This window comes from Microbacterium sp. RU33B, assembly GCF_900155915.1.
GTDB lineage: Bacteria > Actinomycetota > Actinomycetes > Actinomycetales > Microbacteriaceae > Microbacterium.
Window position 1 is genome coordinate 166,215 of sequence record NZ_FTPO01000003.1, and the last position, 20,021, is coordinate 186,235.

At 70.5% G+C, this 20,021-nt stretch carries 18 protein-coding genes and 1 pseudogene; 12 read left to right on the forward strand and 7 right to left on the reverse strand.

Annotated features, from left to right (window positions below):
- Positions 1-107 precede the first annotated feature (107 nt).
- Together B0B14_RS14205 and B0B14_RS14210 are read right to left on the reverse strand one after the other, a co-directional pair.
- Positions 108-2,720 (reverse strand): 5'-nucleotidase C-terminal domain-containing protein, encoded by a 2,613-nt coding sequence (locus B0B14_RS14205; protein WP_076683046.1) that lies wholly within the window; start codon positions 2,718-2,720, stop codon positions 108-110.
- A 239-nt stretch (positions 2,721-2,959) separates the two neighbouring features.
- Positions 2,960-3,901: a Bax inhibitor-1/YccA family protein gene (locus B0B14_RS14210; protein WP_076683048.1), complete on the reverse strand. Its 942-nt coding sequence runs from the start codon at positions 3,899-3,901 to the stop codon at positions 2,960-2,962.
- A 157-nt stretch (positions 3,902-4,058) separates the two neighbouring features.
- Here B0B14_RS14210 and B0B14_RS14215 point away from each other — a divergent pair, with 157 nt between their 5' ends.
- Positions 4,059-5,069: a glycerophosphodiester phosphodiesterase family protein gene (locus B0B14_RS14215; RefSeq protein ID WP_076683599.1), complete on the forward strand. Its 1,011-nt coding sequence runs from the start codon at positions 4,059-4,061 to the stop codon at positions 5,067-5,069.
- 3 nt (positions 5,070-5,072) lie between these two features.
- Here B0B14_RS14215 and B0B14_RS16970 read toward each other — a convergent pair whose 3' ends face one another.
- Together B0B14_RS16970 and B0B14_RS14225 are read right to left on the reverse strand one after the other, a co-directional pair.
- A complete protein-coding gene (locus B0B14_RS16970; protein ID WP_076683601.1) occupies positions 5,073-5,252 on the reverse strand; it encodes a LuxR C-terminal-related transcriptional regulator in 180 nt (59 codons plus the stop codon).
- A 57-nt stretch (positions 5,253-5,309) separates the two neighbouring features.
- Positions 5,310-6,065: an AraC family transcriptional regulator gene (locus B0B14_RS14225; RefSeq protein WP_179085339.1), complete on the reverse strand. Its 756-nt coding sequence runs from the start codon at positions 6,063-6,065 to the stop codon at positions 5,310-5,312.
- 358 nt (positions 6,066-6,423) lie between these two features.
- Here B0B14_RS14225 and B0B14_RS14230 point away from each other — a divergent pair, with 358 nt between their 5' ends.
- The 11 genes and pseudogenes from B0B14_RS14230 to msuE all read left to right on the forward strand — a co-directional run bounded on the left by B0B14_RS14230 (position 6,424) and on the right by msuE (position 16,963).
- The gene (locus tag B0B14_RS14230; protein ID WP_076683052.1) at positions 6,424-7,275 is read left to right on the forward strand and encodes a sulfurtransferase; all 852 of its coding nucleotides are present in this window, start codon (positions 6,424-6,426) and stop codon (positions 7,273-7,275) included.
- A 23-nt stretch (positions 7,276-7,298) separates the two neighbouring features.
- A pseudogene (locus B0B14_RS16815) lies at positions 7,299-7,817 on the forward strand (LLM class flavin-dependent oxidoreductase); the annotation flags it as partial.
- 100 nt (positions 7,818-7,917) lie between these two features.
- Entirely contained in the window at positions 7,918-8,670 is a 753-nt protein-coding gene (locus B0B14_RS16820) for an LLM class flavin-dependent oxidoreductase (protein ID WP_256714398.1), read from the forward strand.
- A gap of 210 nt (positions 8,671-8,880) precedes the next feature.
- Positions 8,881-10,515 (forward strand): TIGR04028 family ABC transporter substrate-binding protein, encoded by a 1,635-nt coding sequence (locus B0B14_RS14240; RefSeq protein ID WP_076683054.1) that lies wholly within the window; start codon positions 8,881-8,883, stop codon positions 10,513-10,515.
- Between the two features lies 1 nt (position 10,516).
- Complete coding sequence (locus B0B14_RS14245; protein ID WP_076683056.1) at positions 10,517-11,494, forward strand: ABC transporter permease; 978 nt, start codon at positions 10,517-10,519, stop codon at positions 11,492-11,494.
- Positions 11,491-12,489, forward strand: a complete 999-nt coding sequence (locus B0B14_RS14250; protein WP_083710630.1) for an ABC transporter permease — start codon at positions 11,491-11,493, stop codon at positions 12,487-12,489. The genes B0B14_RS14245 and B0B14_RS14250 overlap by 4 nt, the downstream gene beginning before the upstream one ends.
- Positions 12,486-14,117, forward strand: coding sequence for a dipeptide ABC transporter ATP-binding protein (locus B0B14_RS14255; protein ID WP_076683058.1), 1,632 nt, complete (start codon positions 12,486-12,488; stop codon positions 14,115-14,117). The genes B0B14_RS14250 and B0B14_RS14255 overlap by 4 nt, the downstream gene beginning before the upstream one ends.
- A complete protein-coding gene (locus B0B14_RS14260) occupies positions 14,114-15,148 on the forward strand; it encodes a putative FMN-dependent luciferase-like monooxygenase (RefSeq protein WP_076683061.1) in 1,035 nt (344 codons plus the stop codon). Before B0B14_RS14255 ends, B0B14_RS14260 begins: the two co-directional genes overlap by 4 nt.
- Positions 15,145-15,747, forward strand: coding sequence for a CMD domain protein (locus B0B14_RS14265; protein WP_076683063.1), 603 nt, complete (start codon positions 15,145-15,147; stop codon positions 15,745-15,747). Before B0B14_RS14260 ends, B0B14_RS14265 begins: the two co-directional genes overlap by 4 nt.
- Entirely contained in the window at positions 15,744-16,367 is a 624-nt protein-coding gene (locus B0B14_RS14270) for an alkylhydroperoxidase domain protein (protein WP_076683065.1), read from the forward strand. Before B0B14_RS14265 ends, B0B14_RS14270 begins: the two co-directional genes overlap by 4 nt.
- Positions 16,364-16,963, forward strand: a complete 600-nt coding sequence (gene msuE, locus B0B14_RS14275; RefSeq protein ID WP_076683068.1) for an FMN reductase — start codon at positions 16,364-16,366, stop codon at positions 16,961-16,963. Before B0B14_RS14270 ends, msuE begins: the two co-directional genes overlap by 4 nt.
- A gap of 10 nt (positions 16,964-16,973) precedes the next feature.
- Here the strand turns inward: msuE and B0B14_RS14280 are convergent, their stop codons facing one another.
- The 3 genes from B0B14_RS14280 to B0B14_RS14290 form a co-directional block, all read right to left on the reverse strand.
- Positions 16,974-18,074: a fatty acid desaturase family protein gene (locus tag B0B14_RS14280; RefSeq protein WP_076683070.1), complete on the reverse strand. Its 1,101-nt coding sequence runs from the start codon at positions 18,072-18,074 to the stop codon at positions 16,974-16,976.
- A gap of 124 nt (positions 18,075-18,198) precedes the next feature.
- Complete coding sequence (locus B0B14_RS14285) at positions 18,199-19,236, reverse strand: amidase domain-containing protein (protein WP_076683072.1); 1,038 nt, start codon at positions 19,234-19,236, stop codon at positions 18,199-18,201.
- A gap of 76 nt (positions 19,237-19,312) precedes the next feature.
- Positions 19,313-19,978, reverse strand: coding sequence for an esterase/lipase family protein (locus B0B14_RS14290; protein WP_076683074.1), 666 nt, complete (start codon positions 19,976-19,978; stop codon positions 19,313-19,315).
- Positions 19,979-20,021: the final 43 nt, after the last annotated feature.

Consider the following 20,021-nt stretch of genomic DNA (forward strand, 5'->3'; position numbering starts at 1 on the left):
CGGGCCACGCTAACGCGACGGCGGATGCCGCGGCCAGGGGTGTGCGCCGCGGGAACGGCGAATGCCGCCCCCGAGACGGGGACGGCATTCGCGTGAGCGGGTGCGCGTCAGAGCACGATCACGAGCCCGGGGCCGTTCGACGGAGCGACCGTCGCCGATCCGCCGTACGAGACCGTCAGGATCTTGATCCCGCGGCTCGTGAACGGGGCGATGGAGACCGTCGCGGTGCCGTTCTTCACGACGCCCGTTCCGATGACCTTGCCGCCGGACGAGATCGTGACCGGTCCGTCGACGGGGACGCCGCCGTTCGCCGTCGTGAGGACGAAGACCTTCGAGGTCTTGCCCTTCGACACGACGATGCTCGTCGAGAGTCCGAGCGTCGACGACGAGGCCTTGTTGACGACGACGTCGACGGTCGTGCTCGCCGCTCCCGCCGTCGCCGAGCCCGCGTACGACACCGTGAGGGTGTGCGTCCCGGGCTGGAGGGCGGTCTTGCCGAGCGAGACCGTGGCCGTGCCGTTCGCGAGGTTCGCGGTGCCGAGCGCCGTGCCTGCCGCATCCGTCACCGTGACGGCACCCGTCGGCGTCTGACCCGCAGCGGCGACCGTCACGACGACCTTCGGCGCGGTGCCGTACTGGACCGTCTTGGCGGTGGCCGTGACCGTGGCCGCGGGAGCCGCGACCGTCACGGGGATGACGGCCTGCGTGCCCGACGGCGCCGCCGTGAGCAGCAGGTAGCCCGACGTGCCGGCGACCGACAGCGGGAAGGTGACGTCGATCGTGGCGGCGTTGGCCGTGATGGCGGCCGAGCCCACCTCGACGGCGCCCGCCCCATCGGCGGTGGCGGCGAAGGACGCCGTGAGAGCCGTGTTGACCGGCGAACCGGCGCTCTTGAGGTCGAACGATCCGACCGACAGCGTCTGGGTCTCACCTGCGACGGGAGCGGTGTTCAGGCCGCTCACCGACACCGAGTGCTTCTCGAAGCTCGGGCTCACGGGCTGGTTCGCGCCGAGGTACGAGATCCACGCGTCGCGGTCGATGAGACCGGAGTCGCGGAAGTTCGTCGCCTCGCGGAACACCCAGAAGTTGTCGCCGCCGGCGCTGGCGGGGGTTCCCGTTCCGGCGAGGAACGTGAACGTGCCCACCCGGTACGTCTCGGCCGGATCGACCGGAGCTCCGTTCAGCATCATCGAGGTGATGCGGCTTCCCTCGGGCAGCGCCGCGTCGAACGTGTAGCTGAAGCCCGTCGAGGTGCCCAGCGCCAGGTACGAGCGCGACGGCACGTTGCCGTTCGCGTCGCGCTGCCACTGCTGCTCGAGCAGGGTCTTGACCTGCGCTCCCGTCATGTCGACGGTGGCCAGGTTGTTCAGGAACGGCAGGACCGCGTTGGCCTCGGAGAACAGGATCGTCCCGTCGGAGTCCGCCGGGTTCTGGGCGTTGGCCGGGTAGAGGAGCTCGTTGCGCAGTCCGCCGGGGTTCACGAAGGCGATCTCGGCGCCACCCCGCTCGGGCGACGTCAGTGACGACAGCACCGCGTCGGCGACGAGGGTGCCGAGCGTGGACTCCTTGCCCCGGTCGTCACGGTTGGGCGCGACGGGAGGACCCGCCGGGTCGGTGAAGGCCGTGGTGACAGATGCCGTCAGCGTGCCGACCGGCTGGTTGCCGATGACCGCGGCGGCTGCGAGGGCCGCATCGACGATCGTCTTGACGGCAGCCACGCGCGGGTAGGTCACGGTGTCGACCGGCGTGGTGGCGGGCACGACCGCGTTCGTGACGATCGTGGCCACATCGGTCTCGGTGTCGTAGGCGAGGGAGATCTGCCCGATGTTGGCGCCGTAGCTGCCGGTCTGGACGACGGCCCGGGTCCGGCTCGCGTCACCGGGGACGGGGGCGGCGTAGGCGTAGGCCTGGTGCGTGTGCCCGTTCAGGATGACGTCGACGGCCGCCGACGTGTCGTTCACCATCTCGGCGAAGACCGCGCTGTCGGCGATCTGCTGGTCGAGGGTCGCCGCGGACTGCGACCGCGGGGCGCCCTCGTGGTAGGCCGCGAGGATGACGTCGGCCTCGCCGTTGGCGGCGTCGCCGTCGGTGAGCTGGGCGGCGACACGGTTGACCGCTTCGACGGGGTCGCCGAAGCTCAGCGTGTCCACGCCGCCGGGGGAGACGAGGGTGGGGGTCTCCTGGGTCACGGCGCCCACGACCGCGATCGTGACGCCGGCGCGCTCGAAGGTCGCGTACTCGGGGAGGGCCGGAGTCTGGGTGCCGGCCTGGTAGACGTTCGCGCCCAGGTAGTCCCACTGGGCGTTCGCGCCGCCGGCGATGACGTCGTCGACGAGGTCGGAGTAGCCCTGGTCGAACTCGTGGTTGCCGACCGCCGAGGCGTCGAGTTCGAGGGCGTTGAAGACATCGATCGTCGGCTGGTCGTCGGCCGACGAGGAGGCGAACTCCGAGGCGCCGATGATGTCACCGGTGCTCACGAGGAGCGTGTTCGCTCCATTGGCGCCGTCGGTGGCGCGCAGCTTCTCGACCGACGTCGCGAACGACGCCGTGGACGCGTTGATGCGGCCGTGGAAGTCGTTGAACGTCAGGATCTGGAGGTCGACCGTCGCGGCCTGGGCGGCGGGGACGACGAGTCCGAAGACCGACAGCGCGGCGATGGTCGCGGATGCAGCGACGATCCTCCCCGTGTGTCGATGGCGGACAGGAGCTGCGTGATTCATGTGACCATCCTTTTAGGCGGCGACTCGGGGAACGCGTGCGACGACGTCGACGCACGCGGGGGTGCTCTTGACGCTATCCGCGGCATCCGGGCCGATCAACCTTTTCCCGGCGGTCGCGGATGAGGTTCATCTCATCGTGACCTCGTGTTCACACGGAGGGTCGACGACGACGAAGGGCCGCCCCTGGGGGACGGCCCTTCGTGCGGAGGATGCGGCGGCGGATGCCGCGGCATCCGGTGTCAGTTGTTGCCGCGGACGATCGCGATGATGCGGAGGATCTCGATGTACAGCCAGACGACCGTCACCATGATGCCGAACGCTCCGAGCCACGCGAACTTGCGCGGTGCGCCGTTGCGGACGCCCTGCTGGATCGAGTCGAAGTCGAGCACGAGCGAGTACGCGGCCATGATGACCACGAGCACGCCGATGATGAGGCCGAGCGGGATGCTGAACCCGCCGATGCCGATCGATGCGCTGTAAAGGCCGAAAGTCTGATCCGCGGGAAGGACTCCCGTCCACATGAGGACGAGGTTAAGGAGAGCGAACACCCCGTAACCGATGAGCGCGATCATGAAGACCTTGGTGGCCTTCTTCGACGCGCGGATCTTGCCGCTCGCGAACAGCGCCAGCGTCACGCCGACGACGGCGAGGGTGGCGAGCGTGGCCTGCATGACGATGCCGGGCCAACGCACCTCGAAGAACGCCGAGATGCCGCCGACGAACAGGCCCTCGAACGCCGCGTAGGCGAAGATCAGCGCGGGGCGGACCTTCTTGCGCGACGTGAAGATGATAACCATCGACAGCACGAAGCCGCCGAGCATGCCGATGATCCAGGGAGCCATCGTCACGGCCTGGTTCGGGTCGCCGGTGATCGTCAACGAGCCGCCCAGCGACCACAGCCAGCCTACGGCGGCCGTAGCGATCAGAACAGCGAACAACGCGAGGGTCTTGAGGACCGTGTCCTCGACCGTCATGCGACCGGTGTCGATCGCGTTCGCAGGCGGAGCGGCGAACGCGCCCTCCATCTGCGCCTGCGCGGCGACGTCGACGCCGGCGCGCGAGGCCGCGGCGAACTGCGCGTTGCCGCCGAGGTTCGCCGCCTGCGGGCCGCCCGGGTAGGTCTTCACGGCCTTCGGGTCCTGGAACGCCGGGTTGTTGAATGCGGGGTTGTTGAGGGCCACGTGCTCTCACACTCCTGAATCGAGGGGTCAGCAGCGCTGTGCTGCTGGAATACAGGCTATCCGACCCCCTGCCCACGCAGGAATGCCGGCGCTGTGGATCCTCTTTGAACGGATGCCGCGGCATCCGGTCTCCGTGCCCCCGGGTAGCCTGGCTCACGTGCCGCGTCCTCGTCCTCTCGTGATCGGTCACCGCGGGGCGCCCGGGTATCGGCCGGAGCATTCGCGGTCGTCGTACGACCTCGCCGTGGCGATGGGGGTCGATGCGGTCGAGCCCGACGTCGTCGTGTCGCGCGACGGCGTGCTGGTCGTGCGCCACGAGAACGAGATCGGATCGACGACGGATGTCTCCACGCGTCCGGAGTTCGCGGATCGTCGCACGACGAAGACGATCGACGGCGCGGAGCTCACGGGATGGTTCACGGAGGACTTCACGTGGGACGAGCTGGCGACGCTGCGCTGCCGTGAGCGGCTGCCGCAGCTGCGCCCGACGAGCGCATCGTTCGACGACGAGCAGCCGGTGCTGCGACTGCGCGACGTCCTCGACCTGATCCGCGGGGCGTCGCTCGAACAGGGCCGCGAGATCGGCGTGGTCCTCGAGATCAAGCACGCGACGTACTTCGCGGGACTCGGGTTCGACATCTCGGCACTCGTGGCCGAGGAGCTGGCGGACGCCGGCTGGAGCCGGGGCGAGCTGCCGCTCGTCGTCGAGTCCTTCGAGTCCACCGTGCTCGCGCGTCTGAAGGCAAGGGGCATCCCCGCGACGTACATCTACCTGCTCGAAGCAGCGGGTCGACCGTTCGACCTGCTGTCGGCGCACGGGAAGGCGGCGCTGACCTATCGGCAGACCGCCGCGCCGGCCGGACTGGATGCGCTCGTCGGCGCGGTCGACGGCATCAGCGTCGACAAGCGCATGATCCTCTCGCCGGATCGGCTGGGCCGGGCGACGGGTCCGAGCCCGGTCGTCGCCGACGCGCACGCGCGCGGGCTGCGGGTGTTCACGTGGACGTGCCGCCCCGAGAACGCGTTCCTCGTCGCGCAGTTCCGCACGAAGGGCGGCGCCGGCGCGTTCGGCGACTACGAGTCGGAGTGGTCCATCATCCGGGATGCCGGAGTCGATGGCGTCTTCGTCGATCAGCCCGATCTCGGTCTGGCGTTCTTCCGCGGCTGACGCTCAGAGCGCTGCGTCGTCGAGGAGGGAGAGACGCTCGGCGACCGCCACGGCCTCTGCGCGGCTCGTGACGCCGAGCTTGCGGTACAGCGGCCGGATCTGCGTGCGGATCGTGTTGTGCGAGACGCCGTGCGTGGCTGCGATGGCCGCACTGCCGACTCCCCGGCGCTGCAGCGCCAGGATCTCCCGCTCGACGGGTCCTCGGGCACCACTCGTCGTTCCTTCTGCACCGCGGGCGCCTCATTCGTCGACGGAGGTCGTGCCCCTCCGTCGATATTCTGTCGGAGTCGAACCGGTCCAGCGCAAGAACTGCGCCCGCAGTCGGGAGGGGCTCGTGAAGCCCGACCTCACGGAGATGTCGGCGACGGTGAGATCCGGCCGGGACTCGAGCAGCTCGCGAGCCGTGGCCACGCGTCGCTGGGCCAGCATCGTCGCGACCCCGCCCTCGCCCGCCTGCCGGTAGAGCTGGCGCCTGCTCGTGTGGAGCTCGCGGGCGAGCTGCACGACATCCAGACGCGGATCGGTGTGTCGCGCCTCGATCAGCGCCTCGATGCGGACGGCGAGCGACGCCTCTCGCGACTGCGGTGCGGCGGCGCGGGGATGCTCGTGGACGATGCCGCGCACGAGATTGACCAGTGCGTCGTCGAGCGCCCGGGGCCCGGCGGCGTCTCCGTGCTCGAAGTCGTCGGACAGGCTCCGCAGCAGGGCGCGCGAAGCGCGCACGAGGGGCGTGCCGGACAGCTCGGTCACATCGGCGAGGAGGGCCGATGTGACCCTCGCGAGCGGCGCGGCCAGCGCGATGCCCCGCAGCTGCGAGGACTCTGCCGCGACGGTGCCGGCACCGGTCAGAAGGAGCGCACGGGCATCGTCCACGTCGGAGTCCGACACGACGTGCATGAGCACGGCCTGCGGTTCGCGGGAGGACGCCAGTGCGGCAGAGCCGAGGATGGCGGGCACCGGACCGGACATGACGACGCACTCCGCGAATCGAGTCACCCGCAGCGAGCGTACGTTCGACACACTGCCCCCAAACCTCATCGCGCCCGCGATGCCCCGTTCCCCGTCCGCTCAGGCTACGAGTGTCGTCGCCTGCGGTCGAGGTTTCCACCGTGCGATTCACCCCTCGCACTCACCCCTCTTCATCCTGGCCGAACGAACCTCGGGAAGCCGGTGCAGGCGCGGCCCTGCACACCGCGGTTCCGTGCCGAGATCAGCCGTGAAGTTGCGACATCCGAATGGTTCCGACATGCCGATGCCGCTGCGCGCATGACGAACTGTGACCCCGTGTTGCGCTCCGTCACGCCGCGCGTCGTCATCTGGGCGCTTCCGTGCCGCGACGCGCGAGCATAGGACGATGCCGCATCTCATCTCCCCCCAGGAGCTCGCGGAAGACCTCCGCGCGCATCGTCCTGTCCGGCTCCTCGACGTGCGCTGGCGCCTCGACCAGCCCGAAGGTCGACCCGCCTACCTCGAAGGGCACCTGCCCGGAGCCGTCTACGTCGATCTCGACGGAGAGCTGGCCGACCGCGCCGATCCGGCGAAGGGGCGTCATCCGCTTCCGAGCCGCGCGCAGCTGGAGGAGGCTGCCCGTCGCTGGGGCGTGAACACGGGGGATGCCGTCGTCGCGTACGACGACCTCGGATCGGTCGCCGCAGCACGGGCGTGGTGGCTGCTGTCGCGCGCGGGCGTCGACGTGCGCGTGCTCGACGGCGGTCTGCGCGGATGGCTGGCGGAGGGCGGTGCGGTCGAGACCGGCGACGTCCGGCCCGACCGCGGCGACGTGGAGCTCTCCGAGCCGACGGACGGCGTGATCGACATCGACGACGCGGCGGACTGGTCGCGGCACGGGGTGCTGATCGACGTGCGGGCGCCCGAGCGCTACCGCGGCGAGTCCGAGCCCCTCGACCCCGTCGCCGGACACATCCCGGGCGCGGTGAACCTGCCCACCAGCGCCCAGACCGAGGCGGGGAGGTTCCGCTCGGCCGAGGAGATCCGGGCCGCGTTCGAAAGCGTCGGCGCCGCGCCCGGTGCCGACGTCGCCGCGTACTGCGGCTCGGGGATCGCCGCGACGCACACCGCGCTCGCGGGCGCCATCGCGGGCATCGACGTCGCCGTGTTCCCCGGTTCGTGGAGCCAGTGGTCACGTACGCGCGGCCGGGACGTCGCGACCGGCCCGACCCCGTCGCGAGAGGTCAGCCCGCTGTGACCGCCCCGCTCATCGTCGGCGCCATGGTGCGCACGCTCGGCGCGTATCCGTCGGGCTGGCGCCACGCGGGCGCCCATTCCGACCCCCTGGGCGACGCGGGGGTCCTCCGCCATATCGCGCGCGTGGCCGAGGATGCCGATCTCGATTACCTCTTCTTCGGCGATTGGCTCGCGACCGGGCCCGACCTGGAGTTCCGCGATCCGTACCTCCTCGCCCGGATCGATCCCCTCAGCGCCGTGCTCTTCCTCGCGGGGATCACCGAACGCATCGGACTGATCGCCACCGTCAACACGACGTACGCCGATCCCTACGCGACCGCGCGCGCCACGGCGTCCCTCGACGTCCTGACGGGTGGGCGTGCGGGGGTGAACCTCGTCACCGGCGCGGAGCCGCGCGCGGCGGGGAACCACGGCCGTGACGCGCACGCCGACAACGAGACACGCTACGACCGCGCCGAGGAGTTCGTGCGGGTGCTCCGGCGGCTCTGGGAGACCTGGGACGACGGCGCCTGGCGCGCAGACAAGGACGCGGGTGTGCTGCTGGATGCCGCGGGCCTGCGCGATGCGGACTTCCGGGGGGCCCATCTCTCGGTCTCGGGTGGGCTCAACGTGGCGCGGCCCGCCGCAGACGCATCCGCCCATCGTGCACGCCGGGACGTCGCCGCGCTCCCGCGCGCTCGCGGCGACCGAGGCCGATCTCGCCCTCGTCGCCGCTCCGGATGTCGCCGGCGCCGCCGCCCTGCGCGCGGGCCTGCGTGCCGAGGCCTCCGCTGCCGGCCGCGATCCGGACGATCTGAAGGTGATCGTGCCGGTGCTCCCGGTCGTCGCCGTCGACCGGGGTGCGGCACGCGCCATCGTCGAGCGTCTTCTGGCTCTCGTGCCGATCGACGACGGCACGGCGGGGCGCACCGAGCGCGTCGCCTTCCCGGCGAACCGGTCGCTCGACGCGTTCCTCGACCTCGCGGGCTTCCCTTCCGACGACCCTGCGCGAAGCGTCTCGGTCGATTCCGGGGTCGCCGCCGCCGCCGTCGATCGCTTCGCCGAGCCGGCGGCGCGTGTCGCCGCGTTCGTCGGACGCCGCGCGGGCCTCACCCCGGGCGAGGGGCTCACCTGGCGGCACCTCATCGCGGCGAACGCCGTGCCCGCGAACTTCCTCGTTGGCGGACCGGCCGACGTCGCCGACCACTTCGAACGGTGGCGTGATGAGGAAGCGGCGGACGGATTCAACGTGCTGTCGGCGTTCCAGCCGTCGCAGTTCGAAGCCTTCGCGCAGCTCGCCGTTCCCGAACTGCGTCGCCGCGGACTGATCGGGCGGTCGGGCGCCACCCTGCGGGAGCGACTCGGTCTCGGCGCACCGCAGCTCGCGTACGCGCCGGCATCCGTCCTGTCGGCCTGATCCGCGCGGGCACGCCCCGCCGCGCACTGCGGCGGGGCTTCGCCGCGGGCACGCCGCAGGTCGTCTCTGTTACGCCCCGTGACCGCATGTGACGCCCGGCGTCGGGCCGTGAAGACACGTGACATCCCGGTTTCCGCCGGAGCGGAGACGTTCCTAGCGTGGAATCACTCGTCCTCCACAGCTCCCTCATCCCGAACCCAGGAGAAACCCATGTTCCGTCCCGCATCGAGAGTCGCCGCCGGCGCCCTCGCCGTCGTCTTCGCGGTCTCGCTGGCCGGTTGCGCATCGAACCCGGCGGCCGCCCCCGAGGCATCCGTCGACGCCGACCCCGTCACCGGCGGCACGCTCACCTATCTCGAGCACCAGGCCTACACCAACCTCTACCCGCCGCAGGCCGGCTTCTACCCCAACGGCGGCATCGTGAACAACATCACGGCGCGCCTCACGTGGCAGAACCCGGACTCGCTCGAGATCGAGCCCTGGATCGCCGAGGACTGGACGGTCAACGACGATGCGACGGAGTACACGTTCAACCTGCGTGCCGACGCGTCCTTCGCCGACGGCACGCCCATCGACGCCGCCGCCGTCGCGAAGAACTTCGACACCTACGGTCTCGGCAACGCCGAGAAGGGCCTCACGATCTCGGAGGCGATCAACAACTACGACTCCAGCGAGGTCGTCGACGACGACACCGTGACGTTCCGCTTCAAGGCGCCGGCGCCCGGATTCCTCCAGGCGACGTCGACGATCAACTCGGGCCTGCTCTCTCCCGAGACGCTCGATCTCTCCCTCGAGGAGTTCGGCGCCGGCAACGCGGTCGACATCGTCGGCTCGGGACCCTTCGTCATCACCGAGGAGAAGATCGGCACCGAGCTGACCTTCGAGGCCCGCGAGGACTACGACCAGGCACCGCCGAGCTTCGAGCACCAGGGCCGCGCGTACGTCGACGCGATCAACCTCCTGGTCACCCCCGAGGACAGCGTCCGCATCGGCTCGCTCCTGTCGGGGCAGGCCGACTACATCCGCTACGTGCAGGCGTTCGACGAGGCGCGCGTCGAGTCGGGCGGGTTCGACCTCTACGCCCCGCAGACCCGCGGTGTGAACAACTCCATCGGGCTGCGCTTCACCAATCCGCTGCTCAGCGACATCCGTGTGCGCCAGGCGCTGGTCGCCGGCGTGGACTCGCAGGAGGTCGTCGACACGATCTTCACCGCGAACTACCCGCGCGCGACGTCCGCACTGAGCTCGTCTGCCCTGGGCTACAAGGACGAGTCGGATGCGTACGCCTACGACCCCGAGAAGGCGGAGGAGCTCCTCGCCGACGCCGGCTGGGAGGCAGGCGCCGACGGCATCCTCGAGAAGGACGGCGAGCGACTGTCCCTCACGGTGTACGAGGCCAAGCCGCAGCCCCTCTCGAAGCAGACGCTCGAGCTCGTCGCGCAGCAGCTCAAGAAGATCGGCGTCGAGCTCAATGTGAAGTCGGCCGACGGCGGCACCTACGCCGAAGACATCAAGGACCCGCTCAAGACCCCGCTGTACCACTCGATGGTCGGTCGCGCGGACCTCGACGTCATCAAGAGCCAGTACTACACGAAGAACCGCAACACGCTGCTCTCGGATGACGCCGAACTCGACAAGCTCCTCGAAGCCGTCGCGAGCGAAGCCGACCCGGAGAAGCGCGTCGCGAACTCGCAGGCCGTGCAGGACTACCTCGCCGAGCAGGCGTACGTGATCCCGCTCTTCGAAGAGCCCCAGGTCTACGGCGCCGCGCCGTACGTCCGCGGCGTCGAGTTCGAGTCGGTCGGCCGCCCGAGCTTCTACGACGTCTGGCTCGAGAAGGACTGACATGCGCTACGCGCTACGCCGCGCCGGGCAGGCCGCGATCGTTCTGATCGCGGCCTTCACGGCCACCTTCATCCTGCTGCAGCTGCTGCCGGGCGACGCGATCCTCATCAAGTTCGAGAGCCCTGAGCTGGGACTCACGCCGGAGCAGATCGCCGACATCCGCGCCGCCTACGGTGCCGACGTGCCGTGGTGGCAGCAGTACTTCCACACGCTCGGCGGGTACCTGCAGGGAGACTTCGGATTCTCGTCGCAGTACGGCACGCCCGTGCTGACGCTGATCGGCGAGGCGCTGCCGGCGACGGCCGCCCTCGCCGGTCTGGGATTCCTGGTGGCTGCGATCCTGGCCGTGTCGATCGCGTTCCTTTCCACGCTGGCCCGGTTCGCGTGGCTGCGCAGCGGCTTGCGCGCCCTCCCCGGCCTGTTCGTCTCGGTGCCGGTGTTCTGGCTCGGCATCCTGCTGATCCAGGTCTTCTCCTTCGGTCTGGGGTGGGTGCCGGTCATCGGGGCCGACCCGGTGCAGGCGCTCATCCTCCCCGTCCTCACGCTCGCCGTCCCCATCTCCGCGCCCCTCGCGCAGATCCTCGTGCGCTCGATCGACGAGGTGAAGCTGCAGCCGTTCGTGACCGTCGTCGAGGCGAAGGGCGCCTCGCCGTCGTGGGTGCTGTGGCGCTCGGTCGCCAGGAACGCGGTCCTGCCCACGCTGACGATCGCCGGCGTCCTGTTCGGCGAGCTCATCGGCGGTGCGGTGGTCACCGAGACCGTCTTCGGTCGCGCAGGCATCGGCCGGCTCACCGAGCAGGCCGTCGCGAATCAGGACATCCCCGTCCTCCAGGGCATCGTCGTGCTCGCCGCCCTGACCTTCGTCGTCGTCAACCTCGTCGTCGATCTGCTGTACCCCGTGCTCGATCCCCGCCTCCGGCAGGGTTCGAGGGCGGCACGCCCGCAGTCGGCTCAGACCCCCGTGGAGGCGATCGCATGACCCTTCGACAGGCTCAGGGAGCAGCCGCAGCTCACGGATCGCCCGGCGCCGAGAGCACCGAGACGGATCTGCCGGAGATCGCGGTCGCCGCGCGGGACGAGGCATCCGGAACCGTCCTCGACCCCGCCGCCCGCGACGCGGGCGCCGAATCGGGACCGCCGCCGCGCCGGACCTCGATCGCCCGCCTCTTCGCCCGCGGCCGACGCCCCTCGTGGACCCTCGTGCTCGCGATCGCCGTCGTGGCGATCGCCGTGCTCTGGGCGATCGCGCCGTGGCTCTTCTCGGGCTACGACCCCATCGACGGCGTCCCCGCCGACAAGCTGCAGCCGCCGAGCGCGGCCCATTGGTTCGGCACAGACCAGATCGGTCGCGACCTGTACACGCGCGTCGTGCACGGCGCGATCCACTCCCTGTCGGGTGCCCTCATCGCCGTGACGGTCGGTCTCGCGCTCGGCACGACGCTCGGCGTCATCGCCGGCGCCGTCGGCGGACTGCTCGACGACATCCTCATGCGGATCGTCGACGTGCTGCTGTCGATCCCCGGCCTGCTGCTCTCCCTCTCGATCATCATCCTGCTCGGCTTCGGCACCGTGAACGCCGCGATCGCCGTCGGTATCGGCAGCGTGGCCTCGTTCGCCCGACTGAGCCGATCGGAGGTCGTGCGCGTGCGCCGCAGCGACTACGTCGAGGCGGCGTTCGGCAGCGGCGGCACGTTCCTCGGCGTGCTGTGGCGTCATGTGCTGCCGAACTCCCTCACGGCGGTGATCGCCCTCGCGGCCCTGCAGTTCGGCGCCGCTATCCTCGCGATCTCGACCCTCGGTTTCCTCGGCTACGGTGCGCCGCCCCCGACGCCCGAGTGGGGCCTGCTCATCGCCGAAGGGCGCAACTACGTCGCGACGGCGTGGTGGTTGACGGCTCTGCCCGGTCTCGTCGTCGTGGTGGTGGTGCTCAGCGCCAACCGCATCAGCCAATCGCTCGGAAGGAGCAGCCGATGAGCGTACTCACGGTCGACGACCTGCGCGTGTCGTACAGGACGCGGGCGGGCAGGCGCGAGGTCGTCCACGGCGTCGGTTTCGACATCGCCGACGGCGAAGTCGTCGCCCTCGTGGGCGAGTCCGGTTCGGGCAAGTCGACGACGGCGCACGCTCTGCTCGGGCTGCTCCCCGAGGGCGGCGAGGTCGATGCCGGTGTCATCCGACTCGGCGACGTCGACATCTCGGGATGGACCGGCAAGCGGCTCCAGTCGGTGCGCGGCGCGCAGGTCGGTCTCGTGCCGCAGGACCCCACGACGTCCCTCGACCCGGTGCGGCCGATCGGCGTGCAGGTCGCGGAGATCCTGAAGCTGCACGGCTCTCGCGACCGCGACGCGAACCGAGCTCGCGTACTCGAACTGCTCGAGCGCGTGGGACTGGACGATCCCTCCCTGCGCGCGAAGCAGTACCCGCACGAGCTGTCCGGCGGCATGCGCCAGCGTGTGCTCATCGCGATCGCGATCGCGCTGCGACCGCGTCTCATCATCGCCGACGAGCCTACGAGCGCCCTCGACGTCACCGTCCAGCGTCGCATCCTCGACCTGATCGACGACCTGCGCCGCGAAGAAGGCACGTCCGTGCTCCTCGTGACCCACGACCTGGGTGTCGCGGCGGATCGTGCTCAGCGCATCGTCGTGCTCAAGGACGGCCAGGTCGTCGAGCAGGGCGCGACCGACGACATCCTCGCCGCCCCGCGCGACGCGTACACGCGGCAGCTGCTGGCCGACGCGCCCGCGCTCGCGACGGGGGACTTCCGACGCCCGCGCCCGGCGCTCTTCCTGCGGGACGCCTCGGCCGCCGCGAGCGAGGACCCCTACGCCGTCGTCGCCGAAGGACTGCGCAAGGAGTTCCGGATCGCCGGGCGCGAGGCGTTCCGCGCGGTGGACGATGTGTCGTTCCGCATCCGACGCGGCACGACCCACGCCCTGGTCGGCGAGTCGGGATCGGGCAAGACCACCACGGCACGCCTCGTCACGCGCTTCCTCGACCCGGATGCGGGGCACATCCGCATCGACGGGACGGATGTCGCGGCCCTCCGCGGACGCCAGCTCCGCGAACTGCGCAAGACGGTGCAGCTGGTGTATCAGAACCCGTTCTCCTCACTCGACCCGCGCCAGAGCATCGCCCAGATCGTGGGCGAGCCGCTGGCGAACTTCGGTCTGGGGTCGCGCACGGAGCGCAGAGCCACGGCCGCAGCGCTCGTCGAGCGCGTGGCGCTGCCCTCGGATGTGCTGGAGCGGTCGCCCCGCGAGCTCTCCGGCGGGCAGCGCCAGCGCGTCGCGATCGCCCGGGCGCTGGCGATCGACCCCGAGGTGGTCGTACTCGATGAGGCCGTGTCGGCACTGGACGTGACGGTGCAGGCGCGCATCCTCGAACTCCTCGAATCGCTGCAGCAGGAGCTCGGGCTCACCTACCTCTTCATCTCCCACGATCTCGCCGTCGTCCGTCGCATCAGCCACACCGTCACGGTGATGCGCCGTGGCAGAGTCGTGGAGGAGGGCACGACGGAAGACCTGTTCCGCCATCCCCACCACGAGTACACGCGCGAGCTGCTGGCAGCCGTGCCCGGACGAAAGGAGGCCGTCGCATGACCGCCCCGACCCTCGCCTTCTTCACGCGCCTGCTCGACGACGCCCCCGCTGCGGAGCGCTATCGCCTCGCGACCGATCAGATCCGCCATGCGGAGCGCTTCGGGATCGGGCGCGCGTGGGTGGCGCAGCATCACTTCCGCGCAGCCGAGGGCGGACTTCCGTCGCCGTTCGTGTTCCTCGCACACGCCGCCGCCGCGACCACCGAGATCCGCCTCGCGACGGGCGTCGTGACGCTTCCGCTCGAAGACGCCGTGCGCGTGGCCGAGGACGCCACCGTCGCCGATCTGCTCTCGAATGGACGCATCGACCTCGGGCTCGGCTCCGGCGGGACCCCCTCGTCGTTCACACCGTTCGGCGTGGACGTGAAGGACAAGGCGGCGCTGTACGAGGAGAAGCTCAGCCTGCTGCTCGCAGCCCTGCGCGGGCACGAGATCGGTGCGGGCAACGTGCTGTACCCGTCGGGGGGCACTCTCGGTGAGCGCATCTGGCAGGCGACGTTCTCGGCCCCGGGTGGGACCCGGGCGGGCGTGCACGGCCACGGCCTCCTCCTCTCCCGCACGCAGCCCCGCCCCGCCGACGACCTGTCCGCACCCCTCTCCCGTCTGCAGGAGCCGATCGTCGACGCGTACCTCGAAGCCCTTCCGGAAGGCGTGGCGCCCCGTGTCACGGCATCCCGCACGGTGTTCGTCGCCGACGATCGCGCCGACGCGCTGCGCTTCGCCGAGATCGGACTCCGCCGCGCCGCCGAGGGCTTCCGCCGCCAGGGGCAGACGATCCCCGGCGACAGCCTCGACGACCTGATCGTCGGGCTCGACACCCATCTCGGCACTCCCGAGGAGGTCGCAGCCTCCCTTGCGGCCGATGCCACCCTGTCGCGCGCGACCGAGATCGCCTTCCAGGTGCATTCGGTCGACGCGCCGCACGACTTCATCCTGCGCTCCATCGAACTGTTCGCGGCCGAGGTCGCACCGGCGCTCGGCTGGGCGACCCGAGATCGCGAACTCGCCTCCACCCGGAAGGACACCGCATGACCGATCAGATCGATGCGCTCGCCGACATCGCCGAGGGAGGCGCGCTCGACGAGCTGCGCCGTCGTCGCCCGGTGACCCGCGACCAGCTCCAGGCGTCGTACGACGCGCTCTTCTCGCCCGTCGACGACAGTGCGTTCCCGGGCGCCGAGCGCGCCCTGGTCGCCGCCTTCGCGACGCGTCTCACGGCAGACGACGAGACGGCACGGGCGTACGCGGATGCCGCGGCCTCGGTCGACAGCGCACTCGCGGAGATCGTGGCCGGCGAGGCGGCGGAGGCCGCCGTGACCGGACCCTACGGCGACTTCGTGGAGACGGGCCTGCACCACGAGAACCTCGACGGTCTCCGCTACGAGCCGTCGGCCGCTGTCCGCGACGCCGTCGGCGACCGCCTCCAAGCCGCCCTCGCCCACACGCATCTGCTGACCTTCCGTCCGCGCGAGGCCCATGACCAAGCGCTCGACCGGCTCCTGGCCGCCGGCTGGAGCGTCGACGGCATCGTGACGCTGTCGCAGCTCGTGTCCTTCCTCGCCTTCCAGCAGCGCGTCGCCGCGGGGCTGCGAGTCCTGTCCGCCACGTCCGAGAAGGAGGTCGCGGCATGACCGGAACGACTGCTCAGACCCACACGCTCACCCACGACGCGGAGTACCCCGTCGTCTTCACGCGCGGCGAGGTCGGCTGGCTGCCGTGGCTCGAGCCGCTGCCCGTCTCGGAACTGACCGAGCGTCACTACGACGGACTCGTCGACCGCAACCGTGACGGGAGCGACTACCTCCGTCTGCTCGCGCGCGACCCGGAGATCCTCCGTGCGCGCACGCTGGTCGACAAGGACATCTTCTACAACGTGGCCGAAGGCCTTCCCCGTCCGGAGCGCGAGCTCGCCGCGGCGGCGGCATCGCGCGTCAACGGCTGCGTGTTCTGCGCCTCGGTGCACGCGCGCTTCGCCGCGCACTACTCGAAGCGCGCCGACCTCGTCGACCTGCTCCTCGAGCAGGGAGCGACGGCAGACCTGGGTGAGCGGTGGAACGCGATCGTGGAGGCGTCCGCCGCGCTGACCCGCACGCCGATCGCGTTCGGTCCGGAGCACGTGTCGCGGCTTCGGGAGGCGGGTCTCGATGATCTGGAGATCTCGGATGTCGTGCACGGCGCCGCGTTCTTCAACTGGGCCAACCGACTCATGCTGTCGCTCGGCAGACCGGTCGCCCCGGCGGATCAGGCGTGAGCGACACGACGTCCGACGACGCGCGACGGCCCCTCCGGGTCGTGGGCGTCTCGGGCTCACTGCATGAGCCCTCCCGCACCACCGCGCTGGTGCGGGAGATCCTCGCCGAGGTCGCGCAGGGAACCGACGCCCGGGTGTCGCTGCTCGAAGTCGCGACACTGGGGCCCGCGTTCGCCGGAGCCCTGAAGCGGTCGGAGCTGCCGCCGCACGTCGAAGCCGCACTCGTCGAGATCGAGCAGGCCGACCTGCTCGTGGTCGCCAGCCCGGTGTACCGGGCATCGTTCACCGGCCTGTTCAAGCATCTCTTCGACTTCGTCGGGCAGTACGCGCTCACCGGGACGCCGGTGCTGCTCGCCGCCACCGGCGGGGGAGAGCGCCACGCACTCATCCTCGAGCACCAGCTGCGGCCGCTCTTCGCGTTCTTCCAGGCGCTCGCGCTCCCCGGCGGCATCTACGCGTCCGACACGGACTTCACCGCGTACGAGCTGACGTCGCCCGACATCCGGGCGCGCATCAGCCAGACGGTCGCCCGTGCTCTGCCGATCGTCGAGCGCTCGGCGAGCGTCGTTCCGTCGGCGTACATCTCGACCTGGTGACCGCCGGCGGCTATACCGTGGCGCGCTGCTGCAGCAGCGGGCACTCGAACGGATCGCGCTCGCCGAGGCCGACCCGGTTGATGTACCGGGTGACGATCGCGTACGACTCCCACAGGCCCGTCTCGGTGTAGCGCACGCCGTTCTCGGCGCAGAAGGTGCGGATCGTCCGCGATGCGCTGCGCAGGTGCGGCCGCGGCATCGACGGGAACAGGTGATGCTCGACCTGGTAGTTGAGGCCGCCCATCACGGTGTCGAGCAGGCGGCTCCCGCGGATGTTGCGGCTCATCAGCACCTGACGGCGCAGGAAGTCGACCTTGACGCCGGCGGGGACGAGCGGCATCCCCTTGTGGTTCGGTGCGAACGACAGGCCCATGTAGAGGCCGAACAGACCGAGCTGCACACCGAGGAACGCGCCGGCGATGCCGGGGGAGAGCACGAGGAACACGAGGGCGATGTAGCCGCCGATGCGGACGGTCAGGAACGTGATCTCCACCGGACGTCGACGCAGCGGCTCAGGGGAGAACACCCTGCGCACGCTCGACGCGTGCAGCGACAGGCCTTCGAGCAGCAGGATCGGGAAGAAGAACATGCCCTGGTGCGCCATCACCCACGACAGCACGCCGCCTCGGCCCGCGCGTCGGGTGCGCTGTTCGGCCGACACGGCGATCACGGGCAGCTCGATGTCGGGGTCGGATCCGATCTTGTTCGGGTTCGCATGATGGCGCGTGTGCTTGGGCTGCCACCAGCCGTAGCTCATTCCGACGAGCAGGTCGGCGATCACCAGCGACGTCCAGTCGTTCCATCTCCCCGACACGAAGATCTGCCGGTGCGCGGCATCGTGCCCGAGCATGGCGATCTGAGTGAGGAGGATCGCCAGTCCGGCGGCGGTGAACAGCTGCCACCACGTGTCGCCGATCAGGACGAAGGCGACGAGGGCGGCGCCCAGCACGACGACGGCGCCGATGAGCCGGGTCCAGTAGTAGCCGTAGCGGCGCCGCATCCAGCCGCCGGCGACGATGATCCGCGACAGCTCGCCGTAGGCGTTGAGCGGTCGCGGCTCTCGGCTCGGCGTTCTCACGCCGGTGCGGATGCGGTCGATCGAGTCGTCCATGAGATGCCCCCGTCTGTCGTCGGGCCGTGCTCGCGACGGCCGCCGATGTCGGGGTCCGGGACATCTGCGCCCCGGGCTACGCCGGTCTCGGTGGGTCGGCGAGGATTCCCGGCGCACACCCAGCTCAGGGGATCGAGTAGATCTTCATCGTGGAGCCCGAGTCCGCATCCGACAGGGTCTTCGGCATCGGCCGGTATTGGCCGTCGGTGTTGTGACTCGCGAACGAGATGATCGGGCCGTCGGGCGAATACTCCACACGCGACACCGTCATGGTGTGATCGAGGCCCGGCCCGGTGTCGCCCCAGTCGAAGACGCCGACGTCGCCCACCCGCACGCGGTCGAGGTCGTCGATCGTCGAGACGGCGAACCCCTGGGCCGAGAGGTACTCGTCCATCGCGGTCGTGGAGCGCCAGACCTTGGACGCCTTCCAGGCGCCGCCCGAGTTCCACTCGTCGTCCATCTGCCATCCGCGGGCGAGGAGGCCCTGGCTGGTGAAGTTGACGCAGTCGCCGCCGGCGGAGTTGTAGTCGCCCCACTCCTCGACGTTGTAGTCGTCGGCGTACGCGAGCAGGTAGGCGATCTGGGCGTCGAGGTCGCCCCCGGTCGGCTGAGAGCTCGCGGCTTCGGCAGCGGTCGTGAGGGAGTCCCGATACGCCTGGGCGGATGCCTTCACCGTGCCCACGGCGTCGGAGGCCTTGGCGAGCACGGCGGGGAGGGCGGTGACCTCGGCTTCGCGTACGGCCGTGATCTGGGCGAACAGGGCGTTCTCGGTCGACCTCTCGGCATCCGACCACTGCCCGAGCACCGCCTTGCCGGCCTCGACGACGGCGTCGCGGTAGGCCTCGACGGCGGCACCCATGGCGGTTGCCGCGGCGGCGACATCCTCGTCGGACTCGCCCGGATCGAGTGCGGACGAGCGCGCGTCCGAGAGGGCGGTGACGGCATCCGTCGACGCGAACGACGACGACGCGTCGAGCGCCGCCTGCGACACGTCGAGCAGCCGGGAGAGGTCGGAGCGCGTCTCCGCGGCGGCGGCGGATGCCGCGATGCGCGGGATCACGATCACCGCGGCGACGATCAGCACGATCGCCAGCAGCACCGTCGCACGACGGCGGCGGAACATGCGGCGGCGTGCTGCCGCCTCGCGGGGCGTGAGGGTCACCGAGCGAGGCTATCCCGGCAGGGGCGTCGACCCCGGGAGCGTCCGCGGCACGTTCGCGATTCGGATGAGAACGGGCTCATCGAGCGAGCGAGAGCACCTCGGCGAGCACCCGCGGGTCGGCGAGGATACGGAAGTGTCCTCCCGTGTCGAGCATGATGTTGGTCGCGCCGACGAGCTCGCTGCGCTCGGGGATGTGCGGGTCGAACTCGCTGTAGATCGACACGATCGCACTGTTGGCGGCACTCTCCAGGCCGAGGGCGACGATGGTCGCATTGCGCGGCGCGAAGATGCGCAGCGTGGGCAGCCACATGAGCTGCGCGTAGCGCGATCCGCCGAACGGGGTCGCGATGGCCACCATGCCGCGGACGCGGGCGCCGGATGCTCCGATCATGACCTGCTTGCCGACGAGTCCGCCCTTGCTGTGCGCGACGATCACGACGTCGGACAGGGCGTGGGCTTCGAGGTGCGCCTCGACGCGCTCCGCCATCTCGGCGACCGGACGCCGATTGTGCCGCAGCTGCTCGACGACGTGCACCGGATGTCCGTGCGCGTGGAGCTGCTCCACGAGCGGCTGCACGAACTTCCACGACTCGTAGACCCCGGGGATGACCACGATCGGCGTGCCCGCGCCCGTGCGGAACCGCGCGGCATCCGTGCGGTTGAAGAACGCGCGCGCCTGCCAGATGCCGGCGTAGACGTAGTCGCGGGCCCACCACCCGACCCGGCGGAGCAGCGAGCTCACGCGCGGACTTCGCGGGGGCGGACGTGCGGCTGTGCCATGTCGA

Excerpts from the sequence above, each read along its gene's own strand:
- B0B14_RS14205 (WP_076683046.1), bottom strand. The coding sequence starts at position 2,720 with ATGAATCACGCAGCTCCTGTCCGCCATCGACACACGGGGAGGATCGTC.
- B0B14_RS14230 (WP_076683052.1), top strand. The coding sequence starts at position 6,424 with ATGCCGCATCTCATCTCCCCCCAGGAGCTCGCGGAAGACCTCCGCGCG.
- B0B14_RS14240 (WP_076683054.1), top strand. The coding sequence starts at position 8,881 with ATGTTCCGTCCCGCATCGAGAGTCGCCGCCGGCGCCCTCGCCGTCGTC.
- B0B14_RS14245 (WP_076683056.1), top strand. The coding sequence starts at position 10,517 with ATGCGCTACGCGCTACGCCGCGCCGGGCAGGCCGCGATCGTTCTGATC.
- B0B14_RS14250 (WP_083710630.1), top strand. The coding sequence starts at position 11,491 with ATGACCCTTCGACAGGCTCAGGGAGCAGCCGCAGCTCACGGATCGCCC.
- B0B14_RS14255 (WP_076683058.1), top strand. The coding sequence starts at position 12,486 with ATGAGCGTACTCACGGTCGACGACCTGCGCGTGTCGTACAGGACGCGG.
- B0B14_RS14260 (WP_076683061.1), top strand. The coding sequence starts at position 14,114 with ATGACCGCCCCGACCCTCGCCTTCTTCACGCGCCTGCTCGACGACGCC.
- B0B14_RS14265 (WP_076683063.1), top strand. The coding sequence starts at position 15,145 with ATGACCGATCAGATCGATGCGCTCGCCGACATCGCCGAGGGAGGCGCG.
- B0B14_RS14270 (WP_076683065.1), top strand. The coding sequence starts at position 15,744 with ATGACCGGAACGACTGCTCAGACCCACACGCTCACCCACGACGCGGAG.
- B0B14_RS14280 (WP_076683070.1), bottom strand. The coding sequence starts at position 18,074 with ATGGACGACTCGATCGACCGCATCCGCACCGGCGTGAGAACGCCGAGC.